Raw genomic sequence first — 20706 nt, 5'->3', positions numbered from 1 at the left:
CCGTCACGTTCAAAAGCGTGGTGGCTTTATTGTATTTCAGAAAAATATTGACTTCAGTGAAATTATATATAAATGTAAGCGTTTTCCCAAAAAGGTATGACCAGTTTTTTAATTTCCATATACAACCTGTAAATATATTTTACTAGTTACTACTATTCACCTATTTTTTACAAAAAACCTATTGTCGTTAGTTTCTGAGTTTTGTATATTTGAGCTGTAGCTGAGTGATTCACTTATCTCGAAGTGAGACTTGGTACGAACCTACAACATACAGAAAGCTTTGTGAATGAAGCGTTCGACAACGTTTTTCTGTTCATCCCAAACTGGATACATAATGGATCACTGACGATCGTCTACTGTATAGGCGATGGATCGGCGTGTGAAACAGAACGTATTCCTCCGAAGAAGACAGAAAATCAGTTGAATGGTTAAAGTAAATATTTACAAATATTTTACTTTAAGTGTAGGTTATCTGGTTGGGATTGTCGCATTTAGTTTTGAAAGACAAGAGGAGGAATTGTAAACATGGCTTACACGAAAAAATCAAACAAATTGTACGCTGCTGCAACTGCACTCGCAGTCACTGCATCTGTCGTCGCACCGGTTGCTGCTGACGCGGCTTCGAAGGTCTCTGTCAAATACATCGAACCGATCTTGATGAAACATGCAGGCGGTGATAAGTACGCTGTTAAGAAATTGATGTTACCGACGAAAGTCAAAGTCAAGCTCACAAACGGCAAGTACGAAATGCGTTCAGTGAAGTGGAACGGTACCGTGAAGTTCGAGAAAAAGTACATTAACAAGTTCCAAGTCTTGTATGGAACAGTTTCTGGTACTTCGAAAAAAGCAATCCTCAAAGTAGAACTTCAGAACTATCCGGTTGATGTCCTCGAACCAGTCCTCGAACCAGTTGCAGTCGGAGGAAAAGTTGTTCTTCCAAGCACAATCAGCATCCGTTACAAATCAGGTATCATCGTTAAACGCCCGATCAGCAAATTCAACCTGAAAACACCAAACACATCAAAAGCAGGCAAGTATAAGCTTGCTTACTCATACAAAGGTGCGAACTCTGTCGTGACAGGTTCAATCAACTATGAAGTCAAAGCAGCGAATATCATGAACGTCATGGGAAGCGTCGATGATCAGACACTTTCTGTTAAAGCAGACGTCATGTACGCAGCGGCAGGCGCAATGACAGAACTCTTAATTTACCCAGGTAAAGATATGTCCAAAGCACCAATCGTCGTCAAAGGGACGCTTTCAAAAGGGAAATTCATGGCTTCGAAAGGCGGAATTCCTGAAGGTACACACAGCTATGTCGTGAAAATCGGCGATGTGAAATCAGCAGCAATGGACTTCACGGTAGCGAACACGATGTTGACGTCAGCAAAAGCAATCGGCAACAAAAAAGTGGAAGTCTCGTTCTCACGCGCGGTTGATAGCGCTTCAGTCGAAAACTTCAAAATCGCAGGCGGAACAGTGACAGCTGTTACCCTCAGCCCGGATAAAAAATCAGCACTCCTTGACGTGTCAGGTCTTGAGTACGATAAAGACTACACAGTGGAAGCGAAAGGCATCATGATCGGCGGCGTCGCTCGTGACCTCGGTTCAATGAGTTTCATGACACAAGGCGTTGAAAACCTCTGGATGCTTGAAGTCTCACCAAAAGCGTCGACAATCGTCGCAAACGGTGCCGACAACACAGAAGTCACGTTCTTACTCAAAGACAAAGCAACTGGTGAAGTCGATAAAAATGCAGACGATATCGTCTTGAAATTATCAACATCATTCGGTGCCCTGGCGAAAGACCGCGTGACAATCCAGGACGGAAAAGCAACGGTCATCCTCACTTCAGAGTTCAGCAACACAGATCTCGAAGCTATGATCCGTGCAGAAATCATCGAAACAGCAGCAGGCGACTACAAAAACCTCATCGGTAAGATTTCTGGAGAGACGAAAGTCAAATTCAGCACAATCGCTGTCACGCCAGCACCGATCGAGATGATCAACGTCCTGGCAGCTGAATCGAATCAGGCAGATCGTGTCACGGTCTTCCTTGATAAAGCTGTTTCACGTGAACTCTTACTCAAATCGTTTGGACTCGATAAAGTCTACCCAGGTCTTCACGAAGAAGATTACTTGGCAAACGACAACATCCAAATCGAACAATTCGATGGCATGAAACGTGTTATCGGTGTCAAAGCGATTCCTTCGAATCCAAAAGCGTTCGAATTGATCTTGGACAAAGAAACACCACTCCAGGACAACGCAGTCGTCAAATTGACAGCGAAAATCACGAGCAGCACGGATACAGAAGTGAAATCAAAAGCAAGCTTCAAATTGACGGATGCCCGTCCGGCTGAAGTAACGTCTGTTAAAGCAGTCGGTCTGAACCAACTCGAAGTGAAATTCTCTGAAGCGGTTGATTCTGCGAAATTCAAAATCGACGGACAATACGGAGAGAAGTACTTCAAAGTCATCCATTACGGATTTGATAACAAAACAGGTGTCGACCGTCGCGATACAGTCCGCATCATGTTGAATGATGATTATCCGGGCGTCAAAGAAGGCTACTTCGCAGCAGGCAAACACTCACTTCAAGTCTGGGATACAATGGACTTCGCAGCACTTTCAGATGAAAGCAACATCGGAACGACACAAAACCTCGACTTCACAGTTGCGGCAGATACAGTCAAACCGACAGCTGGCGTTGTCGTTGAATCACCTGAACAATTCCGCGTGATGTTCAGCAAAGGCCTCAAAAATTCGAATATCCTTGCATTGCTTGATAACGAACTGAAGTTTGAGCGTTACAACTCGAACACGAAGAAATACGAAGACTTCAGCAAGTATGTCAATGTCACGTCTTACAACAAAGAGACGGGCGAAGCTGTCATCGAGTTGATGAAAGACTGGACGGAAATCTACGATACAGTCAACACGAAAGAAAACTACTACAACGATAAGTTCCGCATCACGCTCGAAAAAGGTGCCATCCAGGCCGAAGCGAACGGTGAGAAGAACGACGCGTTAATCCTTGACCTCAGCTATGAAGGATCGCCGCTCAACACGCCGGACCTGAAGAGTGCTGAAATCAACACGATCGACCGCGTACCAATGACAAACGACTTCGTTGTCATGATGAGCGAGCCGGTGAAAATCCGTGACCTCGATGAGTACAACACGCCACTGATCAATGCGGACGGTATCGTCTTGCCTCCGAAAACGACAGTTGAATTCATCGGTAAGAACAAAGATGGAAAAATCGTTACAATCGACGGATCTGTCGTCAAGTACACGGATACAACGGACAAAAACTTCCAAGTCAAAGCAAACGAGAGCCTGCAAAAACTCGTCGACATGGAAGGGTACGGCGAAGACTGGAAAGTCGTCGTCAAATCATTGTCTGATGATGTCGGTAACACGGTTGCAACAGCGACACATGACTTCAAACTCATGAAAACGCCTGTTAAACCAGTCTTGACACCGTTCGAAATCGTTAAAGTATCAGCGAACGAGAAAAACGAGAAAGACGTCATCCGCATCAAGTTCACAGAGGGCGTTCAATACTCTGGTATGTACGATGCGACAAGCACAGCGAACTACATCCTGAACGGAAAATCACTTCCGGTCGGAACAAGTATCTCGCTTGCTGACTCAGATGACATCGTATCGAACGGACTTGATATCGTTAAAATCAAAGTCCCGGCTGGTACACTCAAAACGTTGTCGAACGTCATTGTCGTCAACAAAGATCTTCAGTCATACGACAACTCAGTCTTGACTGGCGGTTACGAGAAAGCAGTTCTTCTCGGATTAAACTAATTCCCTCGAACACCTTTCGTCCGGAAATGGATGGAAGGTGTTCTTTTTTATGACAATTAGTGCAATCGATTGCATTTTGTTAAATCTATTGACTTTTTTTGAAAAATAGAAGGTGTTATCTTGAAAGAAAGATGTTAAATTATGTGATGTTGTTTAGTAATTAAAGGAAAAAATAATCAATTAAATACAGATAATAAAGGGGACTTATATTGATGAAGAATACCAAAAAAGTATCGGCTGGACTGCTTGCTACCCTCGTAGCAACAAGTAGCTTCGGTGTAGCACCAAAACAAGCAGCAGCTTATACGTCAGGTGAGAAATTGGATAACCATGTCATCTTCCAGAGCTTCAGCCTCTACCAACCATATGACAGCAATATGTACCGGACTCTTGCTAAAAAAGGTGACCTGTTAAACTCATGGGGAGTAACAGATGTATGGATGCCGCCTGCGTATCGTTCGTTTGATATGGCGCGTTACATGGAAGGGTATGCTATTGCCGATCGGTATGACTTAGGTGAATTCCCACAAGGACCAGGCGGGACAACGGCGACGAAATACGGTAAAGCCAGTCATCTCGAGATGATGGTCGACATGTTGCATGATGACAACATCAAAGTTCAAATGGACTTGGTTCCAAACCAGATGCTTGGATTAAACAAGCGGGAAGCTGTTTTCGTACGTCGTGCGACAAGCTCAGGTGAGTTATTCACGAATCCATACACGGGCGGACAGACAACAAAAACGCTCGCGACACCTTACCTCGCCTATACAAAAGGTGGCGGACAGGGACAAGAGAAATACGGGTACCTCAAAGAGTGGAACAAAACCTTCTTAAACGGAACATCGCTTCAAGGTCAAGGTACAGGACGTGTCATGACGGACAAAGACGGTAAACCGTACCGTTACTTTGGACCGGAGAATGAGAAAAACTATTTACCTGAATGGTTGATTGAAGCGTCTAAAACTCAAAACTTGAATGTCGTCGATACTTATCTCGCGGCTGACGGTTGGTATGAAGTTTCACCGCAGAACTGGAAACCGATGTTATCGCAATACGCGAAGGATCCGGGTTACCTTGCTTATATGAAAGAAAATGGTTTCGAGACAAAAGAAGCACTCCTCGCGTCAGCGGACAATGGAACGATTGCGAAGTTGACGGAAGAATACATGAAGACACAAGCAACTTACGGATACGGAACAGAAGAACGTTCGTATCAAAACGATAACTCGGGCATCGATATCGAAGATCAGTTCCTCTTCGTAGATGAAACAGGATTCCCGCTTCAAGCCTATAACAAGACGATGACGAATAACGATGAGTTCTTACTTGGCGTAGACTTAGCCAACTCGAACACAGAAGTCATCAAAGAACAAAAGAACTGGATGAAGTGGATGCTTGAAACATACAAGTTCGACGGCTTCCGGATCGATGCAGCGTCACACTACGATACGGCGATTTTAAAAGCGGAAGCAGAAGTCGCAAAAGAACACTTTGGTAAAAAAGAGCATTTAAGCTACATCGAGAGCTATAAGTCAGAGCAAAAAGCATACATGAAGGCAAATAACGATGAGCAGCTGATCATGGACTCACCACTTTACTTCACGATGCGGAATGCCCTTGGAAATGAAGCGTCAAAACGTCCCTTAAGTGCCATCGTGACAGGTTCAACTGTTAATCGTTCAGCGACTGGTGCAACAGATGTATCAGCTAACTGGTCATTCGTTAATAACCACGATCAAGAGAAGAACCGCGTCAACCAGATCATGCTCGATCTGTACGGCATCAAAACAGGTATTCAGTACAAAGCAGGCGAAGAGCCGAAATCGTTTGAAAAAATGTACGATAAAGATACAGAAAAGAAAGCACTCGCAATCTACAATGCAGAACTCGCAAGCACAAAGAAAAAGTATTCAGTGGATAACGTCGTCTCACAATATGCGTTCTTGCTGACGAACAAAGATACGGTCCCGACTGTTTACTATGGTGACTTGTATCAGACGGATACTTCATATATGTCTAAGCAAACGCCATACTATGATGAAATCACAAACTTATTGAAAGTCCGTAAACAATATGCATACGGTGCACAGAAAGTGGCGTATCATACGACGAACACTTCAAAAGTTGCCGGCAGTCATTTGATTTCAAGTGTCCGACTCGGTAAAGACCGTAACACAGGTGTTGCGACAGTCATCGGGAAGAAATCAGCACTTAACACGACAATCAAAGTCGATATGGGAAAACAACATACGAACCAGGTCTTTGTCGATGCTAGTGGTGTAAACCAAACAAAACTTGTCACAGACAAAAACGGAATCCTGACCGTTCCAGTTAAAGGGATGAGAACGGCAGAAGTAAATGGATACCTCGGTGTCTTCGTTCCGCAAACAACAAAAGCACCGACAGCAACAATCGAGAAAGCAAGTGTCTATCAAGGAAAAGGTATCAACCTGAAAACAAAAGTCTCACATACATCATCTACTGTGTCATCGATTCGTTATCAAGTAGCGGACACGTCAAAAGCAACAGTTGATACAACGGGACGTCTCGTTGGTAAAGCATCAGGCAAGACGACTGTGACGGCAACCGTGACATTAAAAGACGGTTTCGTCCTGACGACTACATTGCCGATCGAAACGAAAGTCAATGAAGTGAAGCTGAAAGCTACGCAAAAAACATTGAAAAAAGGTCAAACAATGACAATCATTTATGCGTCAGCAACCGATAAAATCAAATCTGTCAGCTATGCGTCGCTCAATAAAAAAATCGCGACGGTGAACACAAAAGGACAAGTTAAAGCAGTCACTAAAGGAACAACATCAATTCGCGTTACCTATACGACTGTCGGAAATTACAAGGTCGTTAAAACCTTCAAAGTCATCGTGAAGTAAAGCGAATATCCATCACCTATTGAGGTGGTGGATATTTTTATTCCAAAAATAAAGGAATCAGGTAAATGATTTTTAATATTCCACATTATTCCAAAATTAACGGGTATATAGGTGTATGGACCTAAGACAATTGAAGGGGTGAAGGAATGAAAAAAATCATTGCAGGAAGTCTTGCCGCGAGTTTGTTCATGGGACTCAGCGTAAACGGGGAAGCCGTCGCGCAACAAAAAATTGCTGGTACAACACAAAAAACTGTCAGTGCAAAACAAATCAATCAAGCAAAAACGTTACCGACATTCCATGGCAGTTATGCCGGAACACCGATGAAAGGACGATTTGATGAAGACGGATTTGCTATCTGGTACATGGACGCCAAAGACTTTGTTCAGGACGGAACTCATCTTGAATTTGAACTGGATTGGGATGTCTACGGCACGATGTTTACGAGTAAGGCAGACATTGATGCGGGACGCGTCTACAATCGTTATTTCCAGCGTAACGACGAGACGATGTATTTCCCGCTCAGCTGGAGTGGACGGCAGTACTTGATTTTAGAAGGTTACCCGGGCGATAGATATTCCGTCCCGTTCAGTGTCTCGCGTTACGAACCGATTGATGCGACGAGCAGTTCCTCTGTTAAAACGAAAGCGAGTACGACAACGGCTCTTATCATCCAGACAAAAGCGGGTATGGTACGCAGCAGCAGTCTTGGTGCCAAGTCTGTCGAAGCTTTTGCTCCGGAATTGCGTTTAGAAAAATTGACGTATCGTTCAGCGGCGGAAACGAAATTAGCGAAACAAAAGTTTGAGCAGTCGAGTGCGACGGCCTACGTCGAATATGATACGCCGATTCAAGCGTTCGGAACGGACGCTTTCAAGCATCATCAATGGTCGCTCCTGAACACCGGTCAGAAAAAAGGGTTGAAAGGAGCGGATATCGGTCTGACGGCGATGCAGAAACGGATTGCGAAGAAAAAACAGTCGACAACGCTCGTTGCGGTCATCGATTCCGGTATCAATCCGAGTTATGCCGATTTCGCCGGGAAAGTCCGGATGGATCTTGGTTATGATTTCGTCAACCGTTCGAAGACGGCGTGGGATGATTACGGGCATGGGTCGCATGTCGCCGGTATCATTGCAGCCGGAAGTGACAATACGTATGGGATGACAGGGATTAATGCCAAAGCCTCGATTATTCCGATCAAGGTCCTCGATGAGAACGGTGCCGGCTATACGTCGGACTTGGTCAGTGGAATCAATCATGCGGTGAAAAAAGGTGCCAAAGTCATTAACCTCAGTCTCGGTGGCGATACCTCTTCCAAGGCGGTCGAGTCGGCACTGGCTTATGCGAAAAGTAAAAACGTGTTGATTGTCGCCGCTTCCGGCAATGCTGGAAAAAAGGCATTGTCTTATCCGGCTCGTTCGAAATATGTACTGTCAGTCGGTGCGACCGACCGGACGGATAAAAAAGCGTCCTTCTCGAACTACGGAACGGGACTTGATCTCGTTGCACCCGGCGTCTCGATTCCGAGTTATCTCGCAGATGGAGAACTCGCCTTTGCGAGCGGAACTTCGATGGCAGCGCCGCATGTCGCGGCTGTCGCCAGTGTCTTGTACAGTTTCAAGCCGACGATCAAGTCAGCGGACGTCGAAAGTATCCTCAAAAAATCAGCGAAGGACCTCGGTTCGAAAGGATATGATACGACCTATGGTTCCGGTCGTCTGAATGCTGACCGGGCGACGAGTTACATTAAATGAAACAAAAGGTGGATCCGGTTGACGCCGGATCCACCTTTTGTGTGAAGTGACTTGAAAACAGAAAAAAATCTGCTCGAAACGTAAAAATTAGGTGTTTAGCGTAAAATTTTCCATTATACTGGTTTTATAGGTCAAAAGGTGGATGAAGGAGTGAGGAAATGAAAAAATGGATTGCAGGATTAACAGTAGCAGGTCTTCTCGGGACGATGATCCCGACTCAAATAGAAGCAGCAGGAACCGGTGCCAAAAAATTACCGACGCTGGACGCGAAAACAAAGAAAGCCTATATCAAAGGCAAGTTTGACAGTAAAGGAAAAGCATTATTTTATTTCGATACGAAAACCTACCTGACAGGCGGAACCCATCTGAAATTTGCTGCCGACGAGACAGAAGCCGTCACCGTTTATAAATCACAATCCGACTACAAACGACAACTGGTTTACGGACGATATGATCAAGTCACGGATCAGTCGCTCGTCTTCCCGCTCAGTTGGAGTGGTCGTCAATACATAGAAATCGAAGGGAAGAAAAATACAGCGTTTGTCGTGCCGTTTAAGCTTGAGCGGTTGCAGCCGCTTCGGGAATCGATTGGACAATCAGGTACGGTCGCGAAGTCGAGCAGTCTCGTCGTCAAGATAACAGGCACGAGCAGCCAGAAACAACAACTGTCGGAGAAGACGGCAGCCGTGAAGCACGAAACAATTGATGCCGGCCTCGGTCTCGTCAAGTTCACGTACCGGACGGTCATGCAGGCACTAGCAGCGAAACGGCAATTCGCGAAGGCGAGTGGTGTCGCGTACGTCGAGCTCGACAGCTCCATGCACGGACTCGGAGGCGATGTCTTCAAATCGTATCAGTGGTCACTGAACAATACAGGGCAACGCGGTGGCGTCAAAGGCGCCGATATCAACTTCGATGCGATGAAGAAACGGATTGCCGGGAAGAAACAATCGACGGTGCTCGTCGCGGTCATCGATACCGGCATCAATCCGACGTACGCGGACTTTGCCGGACGTGTCCGGATGGATCTTGGTTACGATTTCGTCAACCGCCGGCAAGTCGCGATTGATGATCATGGGCACGGCTCGCATGTCGCCGGTATCATTGCGGCGAACAGTAACAATACGTACGGTATGTCCGGTATTAATGTAAAGGCTTCGATCATTCCGATTAAAGTGCTCGGGGAAGACAACTACGGGTTGAACTCGGATATCGCGAAAGGCATTTTACATGCCGTCAAACAAAAAGCCAAAGTCATCAATATCAGTATCGGCGGTGGGTTCTCATCCCGGGCAATTGAAGACGCCCTCGCCTATGCGAAGAAAAAAGGGGTTCTCGTCATTGTCGCTTCCGGGAACGAAGGACAAAGTAAATTGTCGTATCCGGCCCGGTCCCAGTATGCGTTTTCGGTCGGATCGACGAACCGGTTCGATAAACGGTCGTCGTTCTCAAACTATGGCAAGGGACTGGATTTAGTCGCTCCGGGACAAGACATCCCGAGTTATCTCAGTGACGGTGAGTCCGCTTTTTGGAGTGGGACCTCGATGGCAGCTCCGCACGTCGTCGGTGTTGCGAGTCTCCTCTACAGTCTGAAGCCGACGATCAAAGCGTCGGAAGTGGAAGCAATCCTTAAGAAGTCGGCACAGGATCTTGGCGCAAAAGGATACGACCCGTCGTACGGATACGGGCGACTCGATGCGGATCGGGCAGTTCGATTACTGAAATGAAGAGAGTAGGAACATCATGAAGTGTTTAAAACAATTGGTGCTGGTCCTTATCATCGGTGTCCTGTGCTTGAGCGGGGCACTCGACGGACATGCTGCATCCAAGGAAGAACAAAATGTATTAAAAGAATACCGGTCGTTTAAATTTGGTTTGACGCTGACGCAGGTCGCCAAAGTCATGTACGGTCCATCATACAAACAACATTTGAAACAAACCGATGGCGCGACGGTCTTTAAGAAAAAAGCCGATTGGACTCAGAATAAACAAGGATACCGGTCGCGGGAGTATTCATTTTATGATCAATCGAAGACGTTACCACGACTGATAATGTTTGAATTCCACACGAAAAAAAATCAGAAGACGTATTTCCTGGTCCAAAAAATATTACAGTTTGCAGCGGACACGAATAGCGGATTACGGGAGAGCAGCCGAACGCTCAAACATGTAACCTACATCCGGGGAGATGAGACGGAAGCGGAACTCGATGAACTGTTGTCCGGTAAAGGCTTAGGTCAGGTAGGGATGCGTTGGTCTTTGGACTATAAATCGGTCCAAACGAAACAGGAACGAAAAGAATACAAATACCGCGGTCAAATGAAAATCTATACGTTCAAAAGTTCAAATCCGAAAAAGCAGATTGAGGTAATGATGAAGTTTGATTATCAAAAGAAACATTACGTGATGAACAACTATTCGATTCATACGATTAAGAAGAAGTAAGAAAGGAACACTCATTCATGTTAAAAGGAATGTTGAAATACGCTGTCCTGGTGTCACTCATGACATCAACTCTAGTAATCAGCTCTGTCGATGCGGCAACCAAACAGGAAAAACAAGTCACGACGGATTTTACGAAATATAAGACAGGTATGACGATTACCGAGTTTGCGAAAGTACGCTACGGCAAAACGTATAAAATGCAATTGACGAAGAAACACGGCCGGGTCATCTTAAAAGAAAAGTCACCGAAGCGGGATTCTGACACACTGATGGATTACAGGTACTACCTCGTCGGGGATGAAAAATCGGAGCATCTGATGACTTTCCTCTTTACGGTCAAACCGAAGGAAAAGGTATACCGCTTAGCTTTAAAGTCACTTGATTTCCGTGGGGAAAATCCGATGGGCGTCCGGCAAAGCGACAAACAACTGAAAAGAGGAAAACAAATTAAGAATGGTATGACGGAACAGCAACTCGATAAAGTGTTGATAGGAGAGGGACTTGGCGACTGGATGACCTGGTCAGCAGCCGACTTCAGTCATACGCTGTCCAAGCGGGACATGGAAAGAATGGGATTGGGTCAAGGGAAAGGACGAGGGAAAGTCTATCTTTTCCGGACCAATCATCCGAACGAGCGGTTGCGAATTGAGATGGCCTTTGATTTAGATAAAAAAAACTATCGCGTCAGTGGCGCTGAGACCTTCTCGAGTGATCAAGAACTAGACTAAACCTTAAATTAAAACAGAAAAGAGTGAACACACATGACAACAACATTTGGTAAACTCACAATCGCGGCATTAATCGCCGGATCAACACTGATCGCCGGAACAGCAGAAGCGGCAACGAAACAAGAAACAAAGGTAACGACACAATTCAAGACGTTGAAGAATGGGATGACGATTGAACAGGCAGCAAAAGTTCTTTACGGAAAAGACTATAAAAAACAATTAACTAAAAAGAACGGAATGACCGTCCTCAAGCAAAAAGCAGAGGCGACGAGCACGACACAAGGTCAAAAGACGACGATTTATAGTTTTTATGACAAAAAGGAAATCGTGCCTTCTGATATTACGACGCTGATGTTCATGACGAAGAAAAATAGTTCGGTTTATCGTTTGACATCGAAGTCGCTTGATCTGTTCCGTGACTCTTCGACAGGCGCGCGTGAAAGTAAGATGAAACTTGCAAAAGGCGCGAAAATTAAAACAGGAATGACTGAAAAACAATTGGATGGTGTATTGTCAGGAAAAGGATTGGGCGAATGGACAGGACTGGATTCAATTGATATGACATCTGTCCAAACTAAGCAGGAGATCGATTTAGGACTTGCGATTAAATCAGAGTTTAAAACATATGTCTTCCCGACTTCGACAAAACAGAAAAAATTTGTCATGCTCGAATACAATGTAAAAAAGAAAACGTACACTGTCTCAAGTCAAATGTCATATTAATAAGGACGAAAGAGTCTGCCAACCGGTAGACTCTTTTTTTCATCTTTTCCCGTTTTTTACAATTCCCGGTCGATTTTCAGTATACTCGACTGTAAGATCGTTTTTATTTGACCGATAATAACGAGAACTCATGAAGTTACATAGGAAACAAGCAACATATAATAGAAGGGAACGTGGGAAAGTGGAACGTGTCAAAAAAAGAAGGAAAGTCAAAAAGCGCTGGACGCCGTTAAAGGTTATGCTGTTAATCGCTCTAGTACTGGTCGTCGGAATCGGAGGGTTTATCGGCTACACGTATTATCAGGTTGATCAAACCGTCAAAAAGATCCAGTCGCCAATCAAAAATACGGGTGACGAAGTCGTCGAGAAACAAAAACCGGTGTCTGTTTTATTGCTGGGTGTCGATCGTCGTAAAGGCGAAACAAACGGGCGAAGCGACTCGATTATGATCATGACGCTCAACCCGACACAAAACGAAAGTCGTTTGATCAGTATCCCACGCGATACGAAAGTTGAGATCGTCGGTAAGGGGAAAAATGATAAAATCAACCATGCCTATTCGTTTGGTGGACCGGAAATGGCGATTAAAACCGTCGAGAAGTTTCTCGATATTCCAATCAACTACTATGTAGAAATCAATATGGAAGGATTCACCTCACTCGTTGATGCGGTTGGTGGAGTGACTGTTAATAACGATCTAGATTTCAAAGTCGGCGATAAACAGTTCACGGTCGGAAAAATTAACTTAAACGGTGATGAAGCCTTAAAGTATACACGGATGCGTTATGAAGATCCGCGTGGTGACTTCGGTCGTCAAATGCGTCAACGCCAAGTCATCGAACAAGTTGTCGCTAAATTATCATCGGATGTTTCCGTCAGTAAGTTCAATGCGATCATGGATGTCGTAGGTAAAAATGCTCAGACAAATGTATCATTCAAACCGATGCGGACACTTGCCTTTGATTACATGGATGCGTTTAAAAATCAAAAGAATTTAAAGCTTGAAGGAACAGGTGGAAAAGAAGCGGATGGCATTTATTACTGGCATCCGACTGATGATTCACTGGCCCAAACGAAAACCGCATTACGTTACTCGCTTGGTCTGGAGTAAACAAAAGGGACAATCCGAAAAATGGATTGTCCCTTTTACTGTTATAGATTTTGTTCAGCCAATCGCACCCGGCTGGTACTTGTTTCTGTTTGTTCAAACCGTTGCAGGCGATAAGAATTACTAGTCACAAGACCAGTCGTCTCTGTTTCGAGTTGGAGAGGAGCGAGTGTCGCTAGTTCAGCATTGGTGATGGCTGTTTCAGCCCAGTCAATCGCAATGACCTTGTTATTTTGAAGGGTAAAAAAATGAGTTCCGTAAAACAGATACGTGTTGACTTCATCGGAAAACGTCCGTTCCGGTGGACCATAAGTACTATTTAAATCTTCGGCTTTTTTGCCGATAAGGTCAATGAGCGTCTCGGTGACGAAGCTTGTATCGAGATTGTCATTGACCCACGTCAATAGGGATTCGTCAGCAATCGCGTCTCCTTTTAAAGACTTCGTCGTATCGTTATTTTTGATATAACCTGTCAATTCATCCGTCAATTCAATCTTACTGATAGAGTCGGTCGTTTCAAGAACCCGGTAACCGTCACCAAAGTCAGCTTCAAAAAGTAGATCGGTCAAGGCAGAGTCACTATAGATGTTGCTGTTTCTGCTTTTGACGTAAAGGACATTTGATTCTTCTTTGACCTCCGGCGTTGGTTCTTTTGTTTTTTCCTTTTCTTTTTCAACAGTGACCGGTTGTTCGATTGTTGACTTCGGTTTGCTGGAAGATGGACTCGCGATGTAATTGGAATAGACATATGTTCCACCGGCACCAAGAAGGAAACATAAAATCAGTAGAGCAACCCAACCCCAAGGGAATTTTCTTTTAATGCGTTGTTCTGGTCGGGTTTTCACTTTGTTTCGACGGATGGCTTCTGGTTCACGGTGCGTCCGCGATAGGGATGGAGCAATTTCGATATCCTCTTTAGGTTCGACAGGGCCATCTTCCTCAAGAATCGGACGAGCCACGAGTGTTCCATAAAAATCCGCCAATTCATGGTGATGTTTGCCGGCTAAAAAAGCTGACCATTCTTCGGCGGTCACTGTATCCTGCTTAAATGGAACAAGTGGTGTTTGGCCGGTCAAACGAATCATCGTATCCGTTAACGATTCTGTCGAAGCAAGGCTTAAACGAATCCGCTCATGAAGGCGACGGATGTCTTCTTCCGAGTGCGATGTATAGTATTGAAGGGCTTGTAGAGAGCGATGCATGAAGATCTTCCTCCTATGTTGATATCCGGAAATTCATGTAAAACGAAACATGTCATTCTTTATTATACGCAACAAATTTCAAAAAACGTATGTTATTTCCTGAAATTTAATCAACCATTTCCCAATTTTTTGTTATACTGAGTTCTAGTTGATGAAAAAAGACACCGTATTAGACAAATAAAGGAGAATAATTAAACTATGAATGAAACGATCAGCTTACAGGAATTATTTTCAATTTTGAGAAAATCGCTTTGGCGGATTCTCGCACTGACCATCGTCGCAGCCATCATCACATTTGCCGTCAGTACCTTTTTGATCAAACCGACATATCAAGCCGGTACGCAAATTTTGGTCACACCGAAAAAACAGGAAAACGATGTGATTGATGCTTCACAAGTCCAATCGTCCGTCACACTTGTCAATACATACCGCGTCATCATCAAGAGTCCGGCTATTCTCGAAAAGGTTCAGGCAGAAGTGGAAAATGCTCCCACTAGCATTAACGCCTTAAACAATATGATCACCGTTGAAAGTGAACAAAATTCGCAAGTCATCAACGTCTCCGTTCAGAATACGGATGCCGCTCTTGCGTCGAACGTCGCAAACTCGGTTGCGAGCGTGTTTAGTGAAGATATTACGGATCTGATGAATGTCGATAACGTCAAAGTGTTATCTGTTTCGGGCATTCCGACAGCTCCGGTCAGTCCAAACATCATTTTAAATACAGCCATCGCTGCAGTTGTTGGCTTCTTATTGGGAGTAGGTCTTGCCTTCTTACGTGAAGTGCTTGACCGCCGGATCCGGACAGAGGAGCAGGTTCAGCAAATTCTTGATCTGCCTGTTTTAGGAAGTATTCCGGATATCGACAGCAAAGTCTTTAAGTCATCAGCGAAAGCAGCAAAACGGGAGGCGGCAAAACAATATGGCTAAGAAAAATAAGATGAACAAAGATGCCCGTAATTTAATTACGGTCACTCAACCGAAGTCGCCGATTGCAGAACAATACCGGACCATCCGGACAAATATTGAATTCATGGCAGTGGATAAAGAGATTCAAGTCATACTCGTGACATCAGCCACACAAAGCGAAGGGAAATCGACAACGTCTTCTAATCTTGCCGTCGCATATGCGCAACAAGGGAAAAAGGTATTGATTATCGATACGGATATGCGCCGTCCGACCGTGCATTATACGTTCCGTGTCGCAAACGGTCTTGGTCTATCCAGTTTATTAACGCGGCAAGCGGAACTTGAAAAAGCAATCATGCCGACAAAAATCGAAAATTTATCGATCCTGACCGCAGGACCAATCCCACCGAACCCGGCTGAATTGTTATCATCCAAATCAATGGAAAACCTCATTTTAAAATTACGGGAAGAGTACCATGTCATCATCTTGGACGCACCCCCGCTACTTCAAGTCGCGGACAGCCGGATTACGTCTAAATTGACGGACGGAGTCGTCCTGGTCGTCAGCTGTATGACATCGGATCGTCAACGTGTCCTTAAAGCAAAAGAACAACTCGAACTGGCAGAAGCGAAGATTCTCGGTGTCGTCTTGAACCGCCGGGAGCTGACGGATGATTCAGCTTATCAATACTATTATTCCTATGAATAAGGGGTGCCATTATGGTTGATCTTCATTGTCATCTATTACCGCTGGTCGACGATGGTCCGGCGAGTGTCGAGCAAATGTTACAGCTGGCAGAGCAGGCCGCGAGTGAAGGTATCACACGAATCATTGCGACACCTCACCTGTTCCATCCGCAGTTTGAGACGGAAGACGTCGATGTGAAACTGACCGTCGATGAACTAAACGTCTTACTCCATCAACGAAATATTCCGATTGTTGTTTACCCCGGGCATGAGATTCGTTTGACGGGGGATTTAATCGAAGAAGTTCAAAAGAGCATAGCGCTACCTCTCGCGAATTCCCGTTATTTACTGATTGAGTTTCCTTCGACCGGAATTCCGTCGTATGCACGACAAATGTTTGCCGAATTGATTTCAGATGGTTATGTTCCCGTCATCGCTCATCCGGAAAAAAACAAAGCGATCATTCAAAACCCGACATTGTTGTTTGATTTGATTTCAAACGGGGCAATCAGCCAAGTGACATGTGCCAGCCTGATCGGTAAGTACGGTAAAGATGTCCAACGTTTTGCCGTTGCGTTACTCGAAAACGGTTTGGCGCATCTTGTGGCATCAGACGCCCACCATACTGAAAAACGCCCGTTTTATTGGGAACAATGCCGGACATATCTAGAGCATGAATTAGAAGACTGGTTGTATGAAGAAATTTATGAAAATAATGAAGCAGTTCTTTTAAACCAACTCGTGACAATCAATCCTCCGAATCCGGTTGAAAAAAACTGGAAAGGTCAGTGGGTATAAAAGATGTAATGTCAAGAAATTGTAAAGAGAGTGGAAATACACTCTCTTTTTTCGATGATATCGTTTACATTTTAGGTATATGGAAAATTTTATAGAAGTGTCATTGATGGATGTGTTAATGTAAATTACATAAAGAATTCCAAATTAATTATATTATAGGAGAATTAAGTGAGATGAGGAGGGGTATCATGACTCGTGTCAAAAAGGCTGTTATTCCAGCTGCTGGGCTCGGCACACGTTTTTTACCGGCAACCAAAGCGATGCCGAAAGAAATGTTACCGATTGTCGATAAGCCGACGATTCAATATATCATCGAAGAAGCGATTGAATCGGGGATTGAAGATATTTTAATCATCACCGGTAAAGGGAAACGGGCGATTGAGGATCATTTTGATTCCGTTCCGGAACTGGAAGCGAACTTGATTGCGAAAAATAAGTCGGAGCTGTTGCATCTCGTCGAAGCGACAACGAACATCAATATCCATTTTATCCGTCAATCGAAACCAAAAGGACTGGGTGACGCAATTTTACAGGCAAAAGCATTTATCGGTAATGAACCGTTCGTCGTCATGCTCGGGGATGATATCGTCCAAGCCGATGTTCCATGTACCCGGCAATTAATTGAACAGTATGAGATTACAAACAGTTCCATCATCGGCGTTCAACCTGTTGCGGATAAAGATACACACCGTTACGGTATTGTCGATCCAAGCACAAGCATCTCAGAGAACTTACATAAGGTGAAATCATTTGTTGAAAAACCGGCACCAGGAACAGCACCATCGAACTTAGCGATTTTAGGTCGTTATCTTCTGACACCGGAAATTTTTAAATACTTGGAAACACAGGAAGTCGGATCCGGCGGTGAGATTCAATTGACGGATGCAATTACACGACTCAATGAGATGCAACGGGTCTTTGCCTATGAATTCGACGGCAAGCGCTATGATGTCGGGGAAAAACTAGGATTTATTCAAACGACACTCGAGTTTGCCTTGAAACGGGATGATCTTGGAGACGACGTTGCTAAGATGATGGCAGACTTACTCGCAGAACGGGCGAAGGCATCTTCGTTAGTCTGAAAAATGCTATAACCACCAAACGAGAAAGGAGAGTGTCCTTTGAAATTCTACTATTATTACCGCACGTTGACCTTAGCCTGCATTGATGCCGTAGCCTTAGGGGTTGCGATGGGATTCACCTACTTCTTCTTATATCCCAAAGAACTGTTTGATTTGATTGATAGTAAACTATTGCTTCAATCAGCTGCTGTCTTTGCCTTGTTGTTCGTCACATTGGCTTTTTTAATGAAGTTGTATCGTGTCAACTGGAAGTATGCCAGTATCCAAGAGGCACTGACCTTGTCCTTGTCACTCGGTGCCAGTTCAATTGGACTGATGGTTTATCAAAAAATTGTGTTCGGACAAGTGCTTGAACGTATCACGATTCTTAGTTTTTGTATTTCATTATTATTGCTTGGAGCGATTCGTGTCGCTTTACGGTTACTTGGTATCGGACAACATTGGCGAAAATACGCATTACCAAGAAAATTGGTCAAGTCGCGTAAACGAACTCTTGTCATTGGAGCAGGTCGAGCTGGAAGGTCTTTAGTCCGCCAATTATACGTATCTCCGTTCCATGAGCTAAAGCCTGTTGCATTTTTGGATGATGATCCAAAAAATATGCATTTCATGATTCAAGGGATTGAAGTGGTTGGGACAACAGCGAACTTAAAGTCGGTCATCGAAAAGCACCGGATTGAAGCGATTGTGCTTGCAATTCCGTCATTAACGCAACAACGACGAGTCGAACTGATCACGGAAGCGAAAACGCTTTGTAAAAACGTTCAGACGTTGCCGATGATAGAAGAATTGATTACCGGGAAAGTTTCCGTCAGTGCAATCCGTGATGTTTCGATTGAAGATTTACTTGGTCGTGAACCGGTTGAACTCGATATTTCAGGGATTAAATCTGAAATTGAAGGACGAACGGTTCTTGTGACCGGAGCAGGCGGATCGATTGGATCAGAGATTTGCCGACAAATCATTCAATTTAATCCAACGACACTAGTATTGCTAGGGCATGGTGAAAACAGTATTTATCTGATTGAACGAGAGCTACGCGGACTTCAGTTTCCGATTAACTTAGTCCCGATCATTGCGGATGTCCAAGATCGCACGCGACTCGAAGAAGTGTTTGCGACACATAAACCACAGGTTGTTTTCCACGCAGCAGCACACAAACATGTCCCGTTAATGGAAGCCAACCCGTACGAATCAGTTAAAAACAATGTGTACGGGACAAAAAATGTTGCCGAAGTAGCAGACTTATTCGAAGCAGAACGTTTTGTAATGATTTCAACCGATAAAGCCGTAAATCCAACAAACGTCATGGGATCAACAAAACGGATTGCGGAAATGGTTATTCAAGAACTGGGATGTCGTAGCAAAACAAAATTCGCTGTCGTACGTTTCGGAAATGTACTGGGTAGTCGTGGCTCAGTCATTCCATTGTTTAAATCGCAAATTTTAGCAGGGGGACCAGTTACGGTCACACATCCGGAAATGACGCGCTTCTTTATGACGATTCCAGAAGCAAGTCGGTTAGTCATTCAAGCCGGTATTTTAGCGGATGGTGGAGAAGTATTTGTTCTTGATATGGGGGAACCGGTCAAAATCGTGGATCTTGCAAAAAATATGATTGAACTGAGTGGTTTTACAGAAGATGAGATGCCAATCGTATTCTCGGGGATTCGCCCGGGTGAGAAAATGTATGAAGAACTACTGAAGGATGGTGAAGTGGATCCAGAAGCGATTTATCCGAAGATTTTTGTCGGACGAACACGTCAAAAAGAACCAGTCATAGATATTTTGAATATAGTGGATCGACATAAGAATGCACCACTGCAATTAAGAAACATCTTACTTGATATTGCGAATGATGTAGTGGTTCGTGAAGAAAATTTAGTCTGACGAACGATGTCTAAAAGGAGGAATGAAATTTGAATTACTTAAAAATCAAACGTCCACTTGGATTTTCGATTGCCTTCGTTGCCTGTTTAGTATTGATTCCTGTTTTTATCTTCATTATGGCTGCCATCAAGGTGGAGTCACGAGGGCCAGTATTCTTTAAGCAAAAACGAGTCGGTCTAAATAAAAATCATTTTAATATTCTAAAATTCCGAACGATGTATATCGAAACACCAAATGATACACCAACCCACTTGTTAGCGGATCCAGATGTGTACATCACGCGTGTCGGTAAAATCCTACGAAAAACAAGCCTCGATGAATTGCCACAACTCTTTAACATTTTGAAAGGTGAGATGGCATTTGTAGGGCCACGTCCGGCGTTGTGGAACCAGTACGATTTGATCGACGAGCGAGATAAATACCAAGCGAATGATACATTACCCGGTTTAACAGGTTGGGCACAAATCAACGGTCGAGATGAACTACCGATTGAAATTAAGGCCAAGCTGGATGGAGAATATGTCAAGCGAATGGGAATCATGATGGATACACGATGTTTCGTAGCAACAATTTTTAGTGTTTTGAAAAGTGACGGGGTAGTTGAAGGCGGCACAGGAAAAACTACTGTAAAAGAAGTTGCAAGTACAAAGGAGTAACT

At 44.3% G+C, this 20706-nt stretch carries 15 protein-coding genes; 14 read left to right on the top strand and 1 reads right to left on the bottom strand.

Annotated features, from left to right (window positions below; translation table 11 throughout):
• Positions 1-525 precede the first annotated feature (525 nt).
• From HNY42_RS14920 to HNY42_RS14885, 8 genes are all read left to right on the top strand, one after another.
• Positions 526-3825: a hypothetical protein gene (locus HNY42_RS14920; protein WP_188004780.1), complete on the top strand. Its 3300-nt coding sequence runs from the start codon at positions 526-528 to the stop codon at positions 3823-3825.
• A gap of 212 nt (positions 3826-4037) precedes the next feature.
• Positions 4038-6719 carry a glycoside hydrolase family 70 protein gene (locus HNY42_RS14915; RefSeq protein ID WP_188004779.1) on the top strand — a complete coding sequence of 894 codons (2682 nt, stop codon included), beginning with the start codon at positions 4038-4040 and terminating at the stop codon, positions 6717-6719.
• 146 nt (positions 6720-6865) lie between these two features.
• The gene (locus HNY42_RS14910; RefSeq protein WP_255508377.1) at positions 6866-8476 is read left to right on the top strand and encodes a S8 family peptidase; all 1611 of its coding nucleotides are present in this window, start codon (positions 6866-6868) and stop codon (positions 8474-8476) included.
• Positions 8477-8634: 158 nt separating this feature from the next.
• Positions 8635-10203, top strand: coding sequence for a S8 family peptidase (locus tag HNY42_RS14905; protein WP_188004778.1), 1569 nt, complete (start codon positions 8635-8637; stop codon positions 10201-10203).
• Between the two features lie 16 nt (positions 10204-10219).
• A complete protein-coding gene (locus HNY42_RS14900; protein WP_188004777.1) occupies positions 10220-10921 on the top strand; it encodes a hypothetical protein in 702 nt (233 codons plus the stop codon).
• Positions 10922-10938: 17 nt separating this feature from the next.
• Entirely contained in the window at positions 10939-11649 is a 711-nt protein-coding gene (locus tag HNY42_RS14895) for a hypothetical protein (RefSeq protein WP_188004776.1), read from the top strand.
• Positions 11650-11682: 33 nt separating this feature from the next.
• Positions 11683-12372 carry a hypothetical protein gene (locus HNY42_RS14890; protein ID WP_188004775.1) on the top strand — a complete coding sequence of 230 codons (690 nt, stop codon included), beginning with the start codon at positions 11683-11685 and terminating at the stop codon, positions 12370-12372.
• Positions 12373-12553: 181 nt separating this feature from the next.
• On the top strand, positions 12554-13483 hold the full coding sequence (locus tag HNY42_RS14885; protein ID WP_188004774.1) for an LCP family glycopolymer transferase: 930 nt from the start codon (positions 12554-12556) through the stop codon (positions 13481-13483).
• A 41-nt stretch (positions 13484-13524) separates the two neighbouring features.
• Here HNY42_RS14885 and HNY42_RS14880 read toward each other — a convergent pair whose 3' ends face one another.
• Positions 13525-14682, bottom strand: coding sequence for a hypothetical protein (locus HNY42_RS14880; protein ID WP_188004773.1), 1158 nt, complete (start codon positions 14680-14682; stop codon positions 13525-13527).
• Positions 14683-14880: 198 nt separating this feature from the next.
• Between HNY42_RS14880 and HNY42_RS14875 the strand changes: the two genes are divergently transcribed.
• The 6 genes from HNY42_RS14875 to HNY42_RS14850 all read left to right on the top strand — a co-directional run bounded on the left by HNY42_RS14875 (position 14881) and on the right by HNY42_RS14850 (position 20704).
• Complete coding sequence (locus HNY42_RS14875; protein WP_188004772.1) at positions 14881-15612, top strand: YveK family protein; 732 nt, start codon at positions 14881-14883, stop codon at positions 15610-15612.
• Positions 15605-16300 (top strand): CpsD/CapB family tyrosine-protein kinase, encoded by a 696-nt coding sequence (locus HNY42_RS14870; protein WP_131972133.1) that lies wholly within the window; start codon positions 15605-15607, stop codon positions 16298-16300. The genes HNY42_RS14875 and HNY42_RS14870 overlap by 8 nt, the downstream gene beginning before the upstream one ends.
• Before the next feature lie 11 nt (positions 16301-16311).
• Complete coding sequence (locus HNY42_RS14865) at positions 16312-17076, top strand: tyrosine-protein phosphatase (RefSeq protein WP_188004771.1); 765 nt, start codon at positions 16312-16314, stop codon at positions 17074-17076.
• A gap of 188 nt (positions 17077-17264) precedes the next feature.
• Positions 17265-18158, top strand: a complete 894-nt coding sequence (gene galU, locus HNY42_RS14860; protein WP_131972137.1) for a UTP--glucose-1-phosphate uridylyltransferase GalU — start codon at positions 17265-17267, stop codon at positions 18156-18158.
• A 39-nt stretch (positions 18159-18197) separates the two neighbouring features.
• Positions 18198-20048, top strand: a complete 1851-nt coding sequence (locus HNY42_RS14855) for a polysaccharide biosynthesis protein (RefSeq protein WP_188004770.1) — start codon at positions 18198-18200, stop codon at positions 20046-20048.
• Between the two features lie 29 nt (positions 20049-20077).
• Entirely contained in the window at positions 20078-20704 is a 627-nt protein-coding gene (locus HNY42_RS14850) for a sugar transferase (RefSeq protein ID WP_188004769.1), read from the top strand.
• Positions 20705-20706 lie beyond the last annotated feature (2 nt).

The sequence above is a fragment of the Exiguobacterium sp. Helios genome, assembly GCF_014524545.1.
Taxonomy (GTDB): Bacteria; Bacillota; Bacilli; order Exiguobacteriales; family Exiguobacteriaceae; genus Exiguobacterium_A.
Note: the sequence above shows the minus strand (reverse complement) of the source record. Positions and strands in the feature narration are given on the sequence as shown.